Origin of the sequence: Brevibacillus massiliensis (assembly GCF_000311785.1) — a bacterium.
Lineage (GTDB): Bacteria > Bacillota > Bacilli > Brevibacillales > Brevibacillaceae > Brevibacillus_C > Brevibacillus_C massiliensis.
Genome location: NZ_HE978542.1, coordinates 38720 through 53150, shown reverse-complemented (window position 1 = coordinate 53150; position 14431 = coordinate 38720). Strand labels below are relative to the sequence as shown.

The 14431-nt window shown below is 55.5% G+C and carries 16 protein-coding genes; 8 read left to right on the top strand and 8 right to left on the bottom strand.

What is annotated here, in order from left to right:
• Positions 1 to 4 precede the first annotated feature (4 nt).
• A complete protein-coding gene (locus tag HGBM_RS15785; RefSeq protein ID WP_019122059.1) occupies positions 5 to 745 on the top strand; it encodes a PIG-L deacetylase family protein in 741 nt (246 codons plus the stop codon).
• A gap of 68 nt (positions 746 to 813) precedes the next feature.
• Here HGBM_RS15785 and HGBM_RS29690 read toward each other — a convergent pair whose 3' ends face one another.
• On the bottom strand, positions 814 to 909 hold the full coding sequence (locus HGBM_RS29690) for a YjcZ family sporulation protein (protein ID WP_019122058.1): 96 nt from the start codon (positions 907 to 909) through the stop codon (positions 814 to 816).
• A gap of 207 nt (positions 910 to 1116) precedes the next feature.
• Between HGBM_RS29690 and HGBM_RS15775 the strand changes: the two genes are divergently transcribed.
• From HGBM_RS15775 to ytxJ, 3 genes are all read left to right on the top strand, one after another.
• Positions 1117 to 1353: a hypothetical protein gene (locus HGBM_RS15775; RefSeq protein ID WP_019122057.1), complete on the top strand. Its 237-nt coding sequence runs from the start codon at positions 1117 to 1119 to the stop codon at positions 1351 to 1353.
• Positions 1354 to 1543: 190 nt separating this feature from the next.
• Positions 1544 to 1915, top strand: coding sequence for a hypothetical protein (locus tag HGBM_RS15770; RefSeq protein ID WP_245552999.1), 372 nt, complete (start codon positions 1544 to 1546; stop codon positions 1913 to 1915).
• A 138-nt stretch (positions 1916 to 2053) separates the two neighbouring features.
• Complete coding sequence (gene ytxJ / locus HGBM_RS15765; protein WP_019122055.1) at positions 2054 to 2383, top strand: bacillithiol system redox-active protein YtxJ; 330 nt, start codon at positions 2054 to 2056, stop codon at positions 2381 to 2383.
• 82 nt (positions 2384 to 2465) lie between these two features.
• Here ytxJ and HGBM_RS15760 read toward each other — a convergent pair whose 3' ends face one another.
• Entirely contained in the window at positions 2466 to 4640 is a 2175-nt protein-coding gene (locus HGBM_RS15760; protein WP_019122054.1) for a cell division FtsA domain-containing protein, read from the bottom strand.
• A 266-nt stretch (positions 4641 to 4906) separates the two neighbouring features.
• Between HGBM_RS15760 and HGBM_RS15755 the strand changes: the two genes are divergently transcribed.
• Together HGBM_RS15755 and HGBM_RS15750 are read left to right on the top strand one after the other, a co-directional pair.
• The gene (locus HGBM_RS15755; RefSeq protein WP_019122053.1) at positions 4907 to 6001 is read left to right on the top strand and encodes a bifunctional 3-deoxy-7-phosphoheptulonate synthase/chorismate mutase; all 1095 of its coding nucleotides are present in this window, start codon (positions 4907 to 4909) and stop codon (positions 5999 to 6001) included.
• 154 nt (positions 6002 to 6155) lie between these two features.
• Positions 6156 to 6641 carry a SurA N-terminal domain-containing protein gene (locus tag HGBM_RS15750; RefSeq protein WP_019122052.1) on the top strand — a complete coding sequence of 162 codons (486 nt, stop codon included), beginning with the start codon at positions 6156 to 6158 and terminating at the stop codon, positions 6639 to 6641.
• A gap of 40 nt (positions 6642 to 6681) precedes the next feature.
• Here the strand turns inward: HGBM_RS15750 and HGBM_RS15745 are convergent, their stop codons facing one another.
• From HGBM_RS15745 to HGBM_RS15735, 3 genes are read right to left on the bottom strand one after another with little or no spacing between them, the layout of a single operon-like run.
• Positions 6682 to 7347, bottom strand: coding sequence for a YcnI family copper-binding membrane protein (locus HGBM_RS15745; RefSeq protein WP_019122051.1), 666 nt, complete (start codon positions 7345 to 7347; stop codon positions 6682 to 6684).
• Positions 7348 to 7373: 26 nt separating this feature from the next.
• Complete coding sequence (locus tag HGBM_RS27655; protein ID WP_019122050.1) at positions 7374 to 8972, bottom strand: copper resistance protein CopC; 1599 nt, start codon at positions 8970 to 8972, stop codon at positions 7374 to 7376.
• On the bottom strand, positions 8963 to 9553 hold the full coding sequence (locus tag HGBM_RS15735; RefSeq protein WP_245552998.1) for a DeoR family transcriptional regulator: 591 nt from the start codon (positions 9551 to 9553) through the stop codon (positions 8963 to 8965). Before HGBM_RS15735 ends, HGBM_RS27655 begins: the two co-directional genes overlap by 10 nt.
• A gap of 287 nt (positions 9554 to 9840) precedes the next feature.
• Between HGBM_RS15735 and ccpA the strand changes: the two genes are divergently transcribed.
• A complete protein-coding gene (gene ccpA, locus HGBM_RS15730) occupies positions 9841 to 10851 on the top strand; it encodes a catabolite control protein A (RefSeq protein ID WP_019122048.1) in 1011 nt (336 codons plus the stop codon).
• Between the two features lie 20 nt (positions 10852 to 10871).
• Positions 10872 to 11816, top strand: coding sequence for a 5'-methylthioadenosine/adenosylhomocysteine nucleosidase (locus HGBM_RS15725; RefSeq protein ID WP_019122047.1), 945 nt, complete (start codon positions 10872 to 10874; stop codon positions 11814 to 11816).
• A 103-nt stretch (positions 11817 to 11919) separates the two neighbouring features.
• Here HGBM_RS15725 and HGBM_RS15720 read toward each other — a convergent pair whose 3' ends face one another.
• The 3 genes from HGBM_RS15720 to HGBM_RS15710 are packed head-to-tail and all read right to left on the bottom strand — an operon-like array spanning position 11920 to position 14365.
• Entirely contained in the window at positions 11920 to 13074 is a 1155-nt protein-coding gene (locus HGBM_RS15720) for an acetoin utilization protein AcuC (protein ID WP_019122046.1), read from the bottom strand.
• Complete coding sequence (locus tag HGBM_RS15715) at positions 13071 to 13715, bottom strand: CBS and ACT domain-containing protein (RefSeq protein ID WP_019122045.1); 645 nt, start codon at positions 13713 to 13715, stop codon at positions 13071 to 13073. Before HGBM_RS15715 ends, HGBM_RS15720 begins: the two co-directional genes overlap by 4 nt.
• A 17-nt stretch (positions 13716 to 13732) precedes the next feature.
• Positions 13733 to 14365, bottom strand: a complete 633-nt coding sequence (locus HGBM_RS15710; RefSeq protein WP_035287256.1) for a hypothetical protein — start codon at positions 14363 to 14365, stop codon at positions 13733 to 13735.
• Positions 14366 to 14431 lie beyond the last annotated feature (66 nt).

Below are 14431 nucleotides of genomic sequence, written 5' to 3'. Positions count from 1 at the left end.
GAAATTGGGGAAAAAGCTGTTGTTTGTATTTGCCCATCCGGATGATGAATCGTTTGCCAGTGCAGGGACGATGGCCAAGTACCGCGCCCAAGGGCATGAAGTATTCCTGATCTGCGCCACTTCTGGCTGCAAAGGCAGGACTGGCGGGTTTGACCTGTCGTCGCGCGAGGAACTGGCAAGCCACCGGGAACAGGAACTGCGCGCAGCCTGCGATATTTTGGGCGTCAACCGTCTCTATTTTTACCGGTATCCGGATGGAAGCTTGCAGGAACTGGACACGGGACAGATGGCTCGGCGAATTGCTGCGACGATATCCGAAGCGGGGCCGGACGCAGTGATTACGTTTCCTCCTGACGGGGTGACGAGGCACCCGGATCACATCACCATCTCCAAGGCGACAGAGCAGGCGGTGATTCTGGCAGAAGAAGCATCCGGGATCAAACTGGCGCTCTATTACGTGTCCATTCCGAACTATTACGACTACTGCCGGGATGACGGCCCCAAGGAAGCATTCCCGATTACCGGCAAAGTAGACATTGCCGCCTACCGCGAGTGCAAGGGCCGGGCGCTGCAGGCCCACAAGAGTCAGGTGTACTCGGTGGATCGCGCCTATCCGGGCGTAATGCAAGGCGACTTCGGCGTGATCGGCAATTATGAATACTACTCGCTGGTTCGCGCCGGAGGGAGACGGATTGGCTGCCAAAAACAATTGCCGGAAGCCATTCCGGTCATCGATTTGATCTGACGTGCGGACTTGCGGAAAACGGTAAAAAGCTACTCGACGCGAGTAGCTTTTTTGCCGTTCAACCAACATTAATTCTCGGACTGACCGATGATAACCAGCAGAATGAACAGAACCAAAACGATATCGAACTCTTCAAAGAAGCTCCCTTTAAACATGCTACTCATACGTGCAGTCATCCTCCTTAAGTGATTTCTCTGGCCTTACACCCATAAGATATGGGTCTGGGCAAAAGAACGGCACGGCATATGCCCATTTTCGCATCCTTTTTCGCTTCCATTTTTTTAAAGGACAAAGGTTTATTATTCAGAAAACAAGGAAAAGCTAAAGGATACAAAATGAGTTGAGTATGCAAGAGGAAAGGATGAAATTGCATGAGAAGGACGCCTTCCCTTTCGGAGGCAGAAAACAGCCTCTCCATAGAAATCAGCGTGGGCGAAGGATTTAAATCCATCGTTTGGAAAGCGCAGTACGACATGGACTTTAACACAGAGTGCCTCTTCTGTTTTTCCGACCGGATCACCGGTTATCGCGTGGAAGACGAACAGGGGCACGCGGGCAAAGTGGCTGTCTGTCCCCGCTGTGAAAAGGTAAATGCGGTCTACACGTAATGAGCCGTTTTCCAGCTTCGCAGGAATGACGTCCGATGTTTTCGTCGGACGTTTTTTCTTGGAACTGCACCCACCAAGTACCACAAGGATTCCGAAGGCCTCGACCGAAATACAAAAAGGGTAGAACAGAGATTGATTTGGCAGAGAGGGGATTGACATGTCGAAGAAATGCAGCCGTTGCGGAGGGGAAATGTCTCTGATGCTTCGCAGCGTCATGTATCGCAACCGGGTCAGGATTCGCAATGTACCGGTTCACATCTGTACGTCGGCGAACTGCACCAACTCACAGGTGGTTGAAGCGATCAAAGAGGATCTGAAAAAATTGATGAATGACCTGGGACAGTCGCCGATACGGCAGGATATCGGATTTGACGAGGTTTCTGAATTATCCCATCTTCTGGTAAGCATTGCAGACCAAACAGAAGAAGTAGATGTCACCCGGTTGATGGAGCAGCGGATCAACGATCTTTTGGACCTGTTCCTCCTGGCGCAGTCACTAGGCGACCAACAGTGGATGAATGATATCAGGAAGCGCTTAACAAAAATATATGGAAATGTTTAATTGCCATTACATAACCAATAAATTCCACAAAACAGAGCCTTTCGTTGGCCGCCAGCTGTCTTGTCCGCTGGCTTAAACCGTAAAATTTGCCTATAATACAGGTATTGCATCAGTTTACCGAGGAAGGGGAAACAGGTTATGGAAGAAACCGGCTATCTGCATTTCATCGAGGAATTAGATCAATTTGTGAGCCAACAAGGGAAGCGCCTGCTGTTCAAACACAGCACAGTCTGTCCGATCAGCACGGCTGCGTTTGATGAATTTCAGTCGTACGTCAAGCAATCGGACATACCGGCGGCGATTATCTTGGTCCGGGAAGACCGCCCCGTGTCCAACGAGGTGGCCGACCGTTACGGGATCAAACACGAGTCACCGCAGATTTTCCTCTTGGAAGACGGCGTTGTCAAGTGGCACACTTCCCACTGGAAAATTACCCAACAGGCGATTAGCGAAGCCGTCGGGGCGTAACATACAGCTGACGAAGGCCCCCATTGGTCAAAGAAAAAGTTGTCCACTCGATTGCCAGTTTCGAGCGGACAACTTTTTTGTTCTATTCCCAGTAGAGCTCCAGCTCGTCGCCGCTGACAATCGGCGATTGAAAGGAGGCGGGACTGCCGTTGATCAAGGTGCAGAGTTTTGTCCTTCCTTCCCCTTCCTTCGCTTCCAGGGAGACATTTACATAGCGAAACACATCGCTGAAGACAGGGGCGGGGCCGGGCGTTACCTTGACCAAAATGATTGCGCCATGCCGGACCTTCTCATCAAGCGACACCGTCTCTCCATCCATCATGACGGTGAGCAGACTCGTCTTGATCGCAACCGGTTGGCCGTTAAATCTGACTCTGATTTCTTCCTGCGCCCAATCTTCCGGTGAAATCAAGTCCCGGATCGAGGGAATCGGCAGCGGTTCATCGCGGTACACCAGCGAATCGCCAGACTTGATGCGGTCATCAGGGGAGACCGGCCTGCCGTCCAGCAGCAGTTGGCTCAGATGGTCGCTGATCGTGTGGGACTGTCCGTTAATGCTGAATTGGATCTCGTGCTTTGCGGTCTGGCCTGTCGGCAATGCCAATCCGATTTCCCGTGAGACCTCCCGTATGGTCCGAGGCAGCCGAATCTCGACCTGGTCGCGATCGTTAAGCGGAGTATCGAGGGGGACCTGCTGTCCGCCGACAAATGCCAGCGGGCCGAGGGAAACGGGTTCTCCATTGTAGAAGAAATCGAGCGTGTCCACTTCTTCCACCAGATCGACGACAGCGGCTTTCGCCTCTTTGCCGTCCTCCCCCGGCACGACGGTGATCACGTCGCCGTTTGCGAGTGGCTCGTCTATGCCGGCGGGCCGACCGTTTAACGTAATCTGCGGCGCCGTGCCGTGTCCGCCCGGGATGATGCGCATCCGTCCGTTTACGGTTAGCGTCATGGCCAGGCCAGGCCGACCGTACAGGCGCTTGATGTCCATTCCCAGCGTGATAAGCGCGTCGCCGACGGTCATGGTCCGCAGGTCGAAAATGCGCAGGGTGTTTTCGTTTACGGTAACAGTGATATACTTCAGCGGGTGGCGCCGCGCCGCGACGGCAATGCCGACCGGTGTGACAAATTCCGGGCCAGACAGCTCGTCCAGTTCTCCGATGTACTGGCGAAGCGCATCGGCGCCGCGCACGGCGACGCGGGCAGCGGGCAGGCGCAGGCGGGCCGCCACTTTTTCCGGCAGCAGCGGGGTGAGGCTGCCGCCGCCGATCAGCATGACTGCTTGCGGGGCTTTGCCGTTGAGCTCGATGATTTTCTCCGCGATCTTCCCCGCCAGCTGATCGACGTCATTCTCGATGGCGGAGACGACTTCGTCTCCCGTCAAGCTGTGCTCGATCCCGAGTATGTCTTGAAACTGCACCTTATCGCCGGACGTGAGCTGCCGCTTGACTGATTCGGCGACGGGAAAGTCGAGCAGGAAGGCGTTCATCAAGGCGTCGGTGATCTCGTCGCCGGCGACCGGGACCATTCCGTATGCGGTAATCGCTCCTTCCGCCGTCAGCGCAACGTCCGATGTGCCGGCGCCGATGTCCACCAGGGCAATGTTCAGGCGCCGCATGGTAGGGGGGATCAAGACGTTAATGGCGGCGATCGGCTCCAGGGTCAGCGCCTGCATTTCCAGATCGCAGCGCTTCAGCGCAGCGAACAGCGAGTCGACGACGATTCGCGGGAGAAAGGTGGCGATCACCTCGACGCTGGCGATCTCACCGCGCTGGTCGATCAGGCTTCCGATCGGCTCGCCGTCCAGAAAGTAGTTGACCACGCTGTAACCGACGCAGTAGTAGCGGGTCGCATCCGATTCGTTCAGCTCTTGCGCCAGCGACTTTTGCGCTTCCTGTACAGCGGTAAATTCCAGCATGACGGCATCATCTTTGGTCAGCAAGGTATGTCTGTGAACCTCTCGGTCGACGCGGAGGCGGCGCGTCCGCAGTGTTCGCCCGGCGGCGGCGATCGCCACCTGCTGCAGCGGCCCGTGTTTTTCCTCCAGTTGGACTTTTATCTGTTCAATCACCCTGGCGACGGCGGGGACATCGTGAATCTGACCGTCCAGCATCGATCGTTCTGTGTGCTCTTGAATGGCGTAATCGAGGACGCGAAACTGTTCCCCGGACACTTCTACGATCAGGCCGACGACGCTGCGGGTGCCAATATCCAAAGCAAATATTTTCTCTTGTGCGGCAACTGCTTCATTTGACAACCCTTTCGACTCTCCTTTTACAGGACGTGCCTGTACTATCTCTTCTAATTAATATTAGACATATTTCTCTTGAAATGAAACCTATTTCATGGAGAAGCGGGAAGATTCGACCAAAATGAAAGCGGTTTATATTTCTTTACAAACACTTTCGCGCTTTTTGGCGCTAAAATACTGACAAACGAGTTAACATCCCTTATAATAAACCCTAACTTTTTCCCGTACTTATTGTACAATAGGAATATTGCGATGGAGAGGTGGAGAGACACATGAGCAAGGAAGTAGATTTGCTGCGGCAACAGCTGGACGAAATCAACCTGCAGATCCTGGGGTTGATCAACAAGCGCGCCGAATTGGTGCAGGAGATTGGCAAGGAGAAGCTAAAACAGGGGATTAACCGCTTTGATCCCGAACGGGAGAGGCAGATGCTGAATCTGCTCGTAGAAAACAACGACGGCCCGTTCAGCGACGATACCATTCGTCACCTGTTTAAACAAATTTTCAAAGCTTCCCTTGATTTGCAAAAGGATGACAACAAGAAAGTGCTTCTGGTCAGCCGCAAGAAAAAAATGGAAGATACTGTTTTGTCCGTGAAAGGTGTGGAATTCGGCGGAAAAGCCCCGATCCTGATCGCCGGACCGTGCTCCGTGGAGAGCTACGAGCAGGTGCGGGCCGTTGCCGAAAACCATGTGAAGCGCGGTCTGCGCGTCATTCGCGGCGGCGCCTACAAGCCCCGCACTTCGCCATACGACTTCCAGGGTCTCGGCGTCGAAGGATTGGAAATTTTAAAGCGCATCGGCGAAGAATTCAATCTGGTCACCATCAGTGAGATCGTCACTCCTGCCGATGTCGAGATGGCGACACAGTACATCGACGTCATTCAAATTGGCGCACGCAACATGCAAAACTTCGAACTGCTCAAAGCAGTAGGCCGGATCAACCACCCTGTCCTGTTGAAACGGGGATTGTCGGCCACGATCGAAGAGTTCATTTACGCGGCAGAGTACATCCTCTCCGAAGGAAATCAGCAGGTCATGCTTTGCGAGCGGGGGATTCGCACGTACGAAAAGGCGACCCGCAATACGCTGGACATTTCCGCTGTGCCGCTGTTGAAGCAGGAGACCCACTTGCCCGTGTTCGTCGATGTGACTCACTCGACCGGACGCCGCGATCTGCTCTTGCCGACGGCCAAAGCAGGGTTTGCCGTAGGCGCTGACGGTGTGATGGTGGAAGTCCATCCTGATCCGGACGTGGCCCTGTCCGACGCCAAACAGCAGCTGAACATCCCGCAATTTAACGAGTTTCTGGATGAATTGCTCGCTTCCGGCTTGTACAAATTGGAAGCTCCCGCGGCCAGCCGTTGATCGCTGTCTGTATGAGAAGATGCCATTCCCGAACCTTCTCGGGAATGGCTTGTTTTGTTGTCGGATAGCATAGATTACATACAAATTACACATTTTCCGTGTATAATTGATCCTGTTTGCAGACGCGGACAAGAAGTAAACATCGGAGGTACTCATGAAAAAATTCGATCTGTCTATTCTTGCTTTGGCCATTTTGATTATCGCCCTGGTGCTGCTGCACATGTCGCCGTTGATGCACAAAGAGACAGCTGCCGCCAAGGTAAACGGAACGGTGATCACCGAGGAACAATTGACATCAGAACTGAAAAATCTGTATGGCAAAAGGGTCCTCGACAACATCATCTCCGACACGCTTGTCAAACAGGAAGCGAAAAGACAAGGGGTGACTGTAACCGACGAGGAGGTAATCAAGGAGGTCGACTCGATCAAAGCGCAGCTTGGCGGCAACTTCTCGGAGTTCCTGAAGATGCGCGGTATGACCGAGCAGCAGATGAAGGAGCAGATGTACATGCTACTGCTGGCCAACAAAACGTATGAAAAGGCAAAACCGGGAGCCGATAAAAGTCAAATTAACAGTTGGGTGGATGATTTGAAGAAAAATGCCGACATTCAAATTCTCGATCCCGCTTTTCAAAAATAGCAAAAAACATCCCGTCAGTTGAGACGGGACGTTTTTTCATTTACTGCCGCTTTCTCAGCAAGCTGATGATAGAGAGGAGAAGCGCAAGACCGGACAGTACGAGCGGAAGCGTGCTGCCTGTGCCGTTTTTGTCTGCTGCCGGGGCAGGAGCGGCCGCATTAGCCGGTGTGTCCGAAGCAGCCGGATTTTGCGGCTCGGCAGCCTTCTCGGTCCCGTGATCGTGGCCGTCGCCTTCCGCTTGCCCGGCTTCGATGGTTGTCACAGAGGCCGGAGTCTCTGTGCCGGGGGCGCCTGTCCACTCGACGACAGAGCCGTCAGCGTAGGTTTGGTAGGCCTTCCAGGCCAGCGAGCCGGCAGTCTTGGGATTGGCGCCGACGAACGAGAATTCCATAAATTCATGGGGCTTGATCCCCCCGTTTTCAGCCTTCCAGACCAGCGCCTTGGGGCGTCCTTCCGAATCGTTTTCAAACGCGTACGACCAGCCGGGGGTCGGCATGACCGTCCCCACCTTTACGCCCTCGGGGAATTCAAGGCGGACCTCTGTCGTATTGCTCTCTTTTTCGACAGGGACGCGAACGGTGTATTTTTCATAAGCCCCCGTTGTGGAGGTTTTCGGCCAGACAGTCACGTGAGCGCTGGCGATGCCGGCGGTTGAACACAAGACGCCGGTCAAAACGAATATACTGATCCACTTTTTCAACTTCATATATAAGACCTCCTATTCGGTAATCATCAGCGGGAGAACCGGACTAACACGGTATCCCGCCACTGCTGCCGGGTCCCGTCAGGATAGCGGGCGTCAATGGTAAAGCGCCAGTAGCCCGTCATGCTGAAGAGAAGCTCGGCCTGGTACGTTCCGCTGCCTGTGGCTGTTGCCGGTATTTCAATGTTCCCCATGTCCATGTCAGCCATCTCCAGATGAACAACGACCTGTTCAGGCAGTTGGCCAGGCATGTCCGCCAAGCGCATCTGCATTGTCTGCTTGCCGACCTGCAGTCTGGGGATGTCGACTTGAACCTGAACGTGACCGCTGCCCAGACTCTCGCTGTACCCTTTTGCCGGAAGGGGATAAGCTGTCTGGCTCATCAACACGCCCGCCAGCAGCGCAGCAATGCCGGCGGTCAGCTCGCCGTACAGCAGGGACCGCGAGAGACGTTTGCTGCTGCTGCGCCAACGGACAGTTTGCAGCAAAGCAAGGAGCAGCATGGCGAGCATGAGCACGATTTTCAGCAGCAGGAGCAGGTTCCACAGCTGCAAGCTGCCCAGCAGAGCGGCCCAGTCCGTCTGCAGCATGACCATCCCCGCACCGCTGACGGTGACAAAGCCGGCCGCGACGGCGGCGAGGCGGACGAAGAAGGGGCGGAATCCGTCCAGCTGTTCCCTGTCTCCTGTCACTTTGCGGCAAGCGAGAACAAACGCAAGGCAGGCCAGAGCCGAAAGCCAGATGGCGATGCCGATCAGGTGCAGCATGCGGGCGGCGATCGCAGGCAAGACATGCTCTGTGCCCCAGACGTGGCCGCCGATGGCGAGGTTGCAGACGAGCAGCAGCCAGACGGCCGGGTACCATCCTGACACCATATTCGGCAGGGCAGCCAGCAGCAGGAGCAGCAGCTGGATCAGCGCCATGCGGATAAAAGGCGGCTGCAAGAGCAGTTCCCACTTTCCTGATGACAGCAGCGAAAGCGGATTGGCTCCAGGCAGGCTGGCAAGGGAAAGGGCGCATTCGCCAATGGTTCCGATCAGCAGCAGAACCCATATGAACTGCCGCGGCTTTTTGCAGCGGTGCCAGAGGTCAGGCAGCCCTCGCCGGCGGATGGGCCAAACCAGCCAGGAAAGACCGCCGCCCAGCAACAGCAGGCTTTCGACGGGAAAGCGAAGATAGGGGAGCAGCGCTTCCGATGCCGGCCGTTCGGCAGGGAGCGGCGAAACGGAGCCGTTTGACGGCTGTCCGACAAAAAAGGAGAACACGCCGTGAACGGGATGTCCGTCTGCTGAAAGCACATTCCAGCGCACCGTATAGGTACCCTGCGGCAGGTCGGGCAGGAGCGCCGTCACCTTGGAGGCGTTGCCCGGGGTCAAGCCGACGCTGGGCAATTCGACCAGCCGGGCGTTCCAATCGTACAGCTGTACCTCGTACAACCCCTGTTCCAAGGGTTCGCTGAAGGAGAGCGCAAGCAGTGCCGGGCTGTTTTCCATGACCTCCCCGTTGGCGGGAGTGCTGCTGATCAGGTAGGCGTGTGCCGACGCCGGCGTATATCCCAGGCAAAAGACGAGCAGCAGACTGCAGCAGCAAAGAAACAGCCGTCTGGCAGCCGCCGCGTTTACGAGCATCCCGGACACTCTCTTCCCATGCTTTTGTCGATGTAGGCGAGCGCCTCTTCAAAAGACATGACGATGCCGCCAAATCCTTTCACGATGCCTTCGGCGTGATTCCGACGTTCAAACGTCAGCACCTGAGGCTGACAGCAGCGGATGTCGATAGAGGTTTCCAGCACGTACCAGGCAGTCCGTGCGCTTACCGTCGTATGGGACAGGAAGTCGTAGCAGATCGCCTGGATGACCTGATCTCCCCATTGTTTTTGCCGCAAAAGTCCGCAGTGAGCGCAGCAAGTGCTCTCGATTCGGTTGCCTTCGAGGATCAGCCGATAGGCCAGCCGCTGCTCAATTTTGCGCTGGCACAGAGCGCATTCGTCTGCTGCCGGCGGCTGTTCTGCCGACCCTGGTTTTGGCCTGGCCAGTGCTATGCCGCCGAACACCTTTTCAGCCACTCCCGATTCAATCAACGGTTTGAGGTCGCGGTGGACGGTCATCTCGGAAACGCCGAGCCATTTGCTCAATTCGGAGATTTTCAGGCTGTGTTTGCTTTCCAGCCATTCGCGTATCTTCGCCTGCCGCTCTTTGGGCAGCATCATGGGATTCACCTCGCTTTTTATCATATTCCAACAAAATATAACAATCCGTAACTATCAAGAATTGTAGTGGGTTTATCCCTTTGTTTCAATCACTCGGATGTTGGAATGTGTGACGATCTGTTGAATGTTCCCGAGGGTATAGAAAAAAACTGATAAGATCGCGCCGATTTGTTACAATAACTTCAAAGAAAACGATTGCAACTGCTTCCAGCATGTCGTATGATATGCCTATAATTTTTGAAAATAGTATTGAAAGCCAAATTTTGGGTGAAAGCGAGTGGTTCGCGATGCCAATTACAATCTATGATGTAGCGCGGGAAGCCGGCGTCTCGATGGCTACCGTCTCCCGTGTCGTAAACGGAAATCCCAACGTCAAGCCGACTACGCGGAAAAAAGTGATGGCTGCCATTGAACGGCTGGGGTATCGTCCCAACGCAGTGGCGAGGGGACTGGCCAGCAAAAAAACGACGACAGTGGGCGTCATCATCCCCGACATCGCCAGCATGTTCTTCTCGGAATTGGCCAGGGGGATCGAGGATATCGCCACGATGTATAAATACAACATCATTCTGTGCAACTCCGATCAGCGCCTTGACAAAGAACTGCAGCTGATCAATACGATGTTGGAAAAACAGGTGGACGGACTGTTGTTCATGGGCGCGGAGATCAAGGAAGACCACATGCAGGTGTTCTCCACCGCTTCCGTACCGGTCGTTCTGGCTGCTACCAGGGACGCCGACAATATCCTGCCGTCCGTCACGATCGATCACTATCAGGCGGGGTACGATGCGACCGAGGCCCTGTTGTCGAGAGGCCACAAACGCATTGCGATGATAACCGGACCGCTGGACGATCCGCTGGGCGGGCTGCTCCGCTTTGAGGGGTACAAAAAAGCGCTGGCGGACGCAGGGATTTCGTTTGATGAGTCGTTGGCGATGAATGGAAACTACCGGCACGACGCGGCACTGCGGGCCATGACTCAGTTCTTGTCCTTGAAAAATCCGCCGACCGCCGTGTTCGCCGCCAGTGACGAGATGGCCATCGGCGCCATTCACGCCGTACAGGACGCAGGGCTGTCTGTTCCGGAGGACATCGAAGTGATCGGGTTTGACAACACCCGACTGGCCGAGATGGTTCGCCCCCGCCTGACGACGGTGGTGCAGCCCATGTACGATATCGGGGCAGTTGCCATGCGCCTGTTGACCAAGTACATGAACAATGAACACGTGGAGGAACACGTCGTACTTCTGCCTCACCGCATCGAGTACCGGCAAAGCACACGCCCCCTTGAGGGCTGAACGAGAGAGGAGGAAACGATATGCGCACAGGCATCATCGGGGCGATGGATGAAGAAATCGTCCTGTTTCTGGAAGCGATGGAAGAGACGAAAAAGACCGTAAAAGCGGGAATCACCTATTATCAGGGGAAGCTTGAGTCAAGGGAAGTCGTGCTGTGCAAATCAGGCGTGGGAAAGGTAAACGCCGGAGTCTGCACACAAATTCTGATCGACCGGTTTGGCGTCGACCAGGTGATCTTCACCGGCGTGGCGGGAGCGGTCCATCCCGACCTCGAAATCGGGGATATCGTCATCTCTACAACTTGTTTGCAGCACGATGTGGACGCCACTGCCCTCGGATTTCAACCGGGAGAGATCCCTTATGCTAAAATTTGGGAGTGGCAAGCGGATCCCCGCCTCATCGAGCTGGCTATGAAGTCGGGGGAAGCCATCGGGGATGACGTAAATATCGTCAAAGGGAAGGTGCTTTCCGGCGACCAGTTTATCGCTGACAGGGACAAGGTGAGGAGGCTTTATGAGCGCTTTGACGCCTACTGTACGGAGATGGAGGGAGCGGCGGCTGCCCAGGTGTGCACGATGAACGACGTGCCGTTCGTCATCGTCCGCTCCATGTCGGACAAGGCCGACGGCTCGGCTGACGTCAACTTCGCCGAATTTACGAAGCTGGCTTCCCGCCGTTCGTTCGAGATCGTCAGCAGCATGCTGAAACACGAGTCCCCTGCCGCGGGAGCGGGTGTCATTGTCTACTCCACGGCTGGCTGCATTGAATGCGATATGGTGAAAAAGCTGCTGACGGAACAGGGCATCCCGTTTGAAGTGAGGGATGTAATGACCAGTCAACAGTACCGCGACGAGGTGGAGAAGTTCGGCTTCCTCGGCGTGCCGGTCACCGTTGTCGGCGGCAAGGCGGTAAAAGGATTTCAACCGGAAGAACTGCAGGCGCTGCTTGACGGTTTGAAAAAGTAAACGCAAAACCACCAGGCCTTCTGAACTGCACCTCCAATTGTTCGTTGTGTCTAACAATCGGGGTGCAGTTCAAAGCTGGTGGTTTTTTTCGGTCCGGGATGTTTTACCCCAAAGGAGCGTACATCATCGCTCGCTCCAGGATCAGACGGTTTTTCTGGGTAATTTCCCCCCGGCGGGGAATCGGCGGGAACGGCTGGACATCGTCAAACAGATGCGTCGGCAGCGGCAGTTTGCTCTTATCCCTCCAGCGCTTTCCCCAATTTTCCGGCAATGGCGAATCTTCCAGGCACTGGTCGGTCATTTCGCTCCAAAGCAGCGTCCAGGCGCGGGGAACGACCCGCCAGATATCGTAGCCTCCGCCGCCGACGGCGATCCAGCGGCCGCCGCACAGCTCATGGGCCAGGCGGTGAGCGAGCCGGGGGATCTCCTGGTAGATTCTCATGCTGCAGGAGAGGTGGGTGAGCGGGTCGTAAGCGTGGGCATCACAGCCGTTTTGCGTCACGATCACATCCGGCTTGAAAGCTCTTGCCAGTTTGGGAACCAGGGTCTGATACACTTCCAGGAACGACTCGTCTTCTGTAAACGCATCCAATGGAACGTTGACGGAAAAGCCGTAGCCGCTGCCCTCGCCGCGTTCGGACACATTGCCGGTTCCGGGGAAGAGATACTTGCCCGTCTCGTGCAGGGAGATCGTCAAGACGTCGGGATCGTCGTAGAACGACCACTGAACGCCGTCGCCGTGGTGGGCGTCGGTGTCGATGTACAGGACGCGCGCCTTCCAGCGTTTGCGCAAGTAAGCGATTGCAACCGAACAGTCATTGTAGATGCAGAAACCGGATGCCCGCGCCCGCAGAGCGTGATGCAATCCGCCGGCCGGATTAAAGGCGTGATCGGCTTCGCCGTTCATGACCAGATCGACCGCCTGCAGGGTTCCGCCGACGATCAGCGCGCTGGCTTCATGCATGCGCGGGAAGCAGGGGACGTCTTCTGTGCCAAGGCCGTAGCTGGCTGCCTGCGGCAGCTCCGTCTCGCTATGCCCTTGGGCCCGAACCGTTTCGATGTAGCCTGGATCGTGAACCAGCGCCAGTTCTTCATCGGTAGCGGGGCGCGGCGGGACGATATCCTGTTCGGACAAAAGCCCGTAGGACGTCATCAAGTCGTGCGTCAGCAGCAGGCGATGCTGGTTGAATGGATGCTCATCGTGAAAGTAGTACTTCGTATAGTCAGGTGAATAGATCAGGCGCGAACGGCGGCTCAAGAGCGATGCCTCCCTTCGATTGGGTCGGGTACGGTGTAGCCCTTTGCCTGAAGCAGCTCAATCACGGTACGCGGGTCGATCGTCTGCGCGCGAAAAATCAGTTTTTTCTTGCCAGGCGTCTTGCCGGGATAGACGATCACGCTGACCACATTTACCCCGGCAGCCTGGAATGCCTGGCTTACTTCTGCCAACATGCCGACCCGGTCGTCTACCTCCACCTCGAAACAGGAGCTGGGCCCCGCCACCCCAAACAGCTCGATTAGTTTGTACAGCAGATCCGATTCAGTGACGATCCCTCTCAGTTGACCGTCCGAGACGACAGGCAGGGCGCCGATTTTATGATCGTAGACGGTTTTGGCCGCGTCCTCGATAAAATCCAGGGGATGGGCCGTAATCACATTTCGCTGCATGATGTCTTCCACCGGCTTGGTCAGTATGGCATTGCCGCCCTCATGCGGAGAAAAACGGGAGGGGAGGGCATCGCGCAAATCGCGGTCGGAGACGATGCCGACCAGTTTTTCTCCTTCGATCACCGGCAAGTGGCGAATCCGGTTGTGCCTGATCAAGGTGAGCGCTTCGCCAATACTGGTGGCAGGAGTCACCGTGATGAGCTGTTTTTTCATCATATCCTCTAGCCGCATCGGCAAATCCCCTTTCCCTAGTACATAAATCGGTTCTGGAACCGAATGCTGTCAAACTTTTCAATGCTCTCCTGCGGTACGCGCTTGCCGATGCGAACCATCAGGCAGTTGGCAGGATGAGAGCAGATTTCGGGGTCATCCGTGGCCATCCATACCATCCCGACACTGCCCATGACTTTTTCCATCACTTTGCGGTACTGCCAGACATTGAGCCCTGTTCCTTTTAAATCCCAGTGCCAGTAATACTCCGTGGTAATGACGATGAAGTCTTCCAGCGCATCGTCAGAAAAGGCCACACCCAGCATCGCTTTGCTGACCCCGCATCCCCGCACCTGGTGACTCACTTCGATGGCGCCCAGCTCCAGCAAGTCGTCCATCTTCGCCTCAGACCATCTCTCCAATGGATCCGGGTAGAGAATGGTTACATAAGCCAAGACGAGATCATCTTCGCGGGCGATGATGATCCACCCTTCCGGCAGCGCGGCAATTTCCACCAGCGCTTTTTGTTGTTCCGCGGGTACGCGAAAGGCCCGCAGGCCCTCGTCAAACCGCAAAGCCGCCAGACGCTCCGGTTCTACCGGACCTTCGATGACAAGTCTATGACCCCGTACATCCATCTCGCAAGCCGCGTATCTTTTCATGTGGAGCACTCAGTCCACCTCTGCTTCCCTTTTGCTTCTCCTTCTATTATACCTGAAGGACACAAGCCTGAACCC

Coding starts and splice junctions, on each gene's coding strand:
- HGBM_RS29690 (WP_019122058.1), bottom strand. CDS start 909: ATGAGTAGCATGTTTAAAGGGAGCTTCTTTGAAGAGTTCGATATCGTT.
- HGBM_RS15775 (WP_019122057.1), top strand. CDS start 1,117: ATGAGAAGGACGCCTTCCCTTTCGGAGGCAGAAAACAGCCTCTCCATA.
- HGBM_RS15770 (WP_245552999.1), top strand. CDS start 1,544: ATGTCTCTGATGCTTCGCAGCGTCATGTATCGCAACCGGGTCAGGATT.
- ytxJ (WP_019122055.1), top strand. CDS start 2,054: ATGGAAGAAACCGGCTATCTGCATTTCATCGAGGAATTAGATCAATTT.
- HGBM_RS15755 (WP_019122053.1), top strand. CDS start 4,907: ATGAGCAAGGAAGTAGATTTGCTGCGGCAACAGCTGGACGAAATCAAC.
- HGBM_RS15750 (WP_019122052.1), top strand. CDS start 6,156: ATGAAAAAATTCGATCTGTCTATTCTTGCTTTGGCCATTTTGATTATC.
- HGBM_RS15745 (WP_019122051.1), bottom strand. CDS start 7,347: ATGAAGTTGAAAAAGTGGATCAGTATATTCGTTTTGACCGGCGTCTTG.
- HGBM_RS27655 (WP_019122050.1), bottom strand. CDS start 8,972: ATGCTCGTAAACGCGGCGGCTGCCAGACGGCTGTTTCTTTGCTGCTGC.
- HGBM_RS15735 (WP_245552998.1), bottom strand. CDS start 9,553: ATGATGCTGCCCAAAGAGCGGCAGGCGAAGATACGCGAATGGCTGGAA.
- ccpA (WP_019122048.1), top strand. CDS start 9,841: ATGCCAATTACAATCTATGATGTAGCGCGGGAAGCCGGCGTCTCGATG.
- HGBM_RS15725 (WP_019122047.1), top strand. CDS start 10,872: ATGCGCACAGGCATCATCGGGGCGATGGATGAAGAAATCGTCCTGTTT.
- HGBM_RS15715 (WP_019122045.1), bottom strand. CDS start 13,715: ATGCGGCTAGAGGATATGATGAAAAAACAGCTCATCACGGTGACTCCT.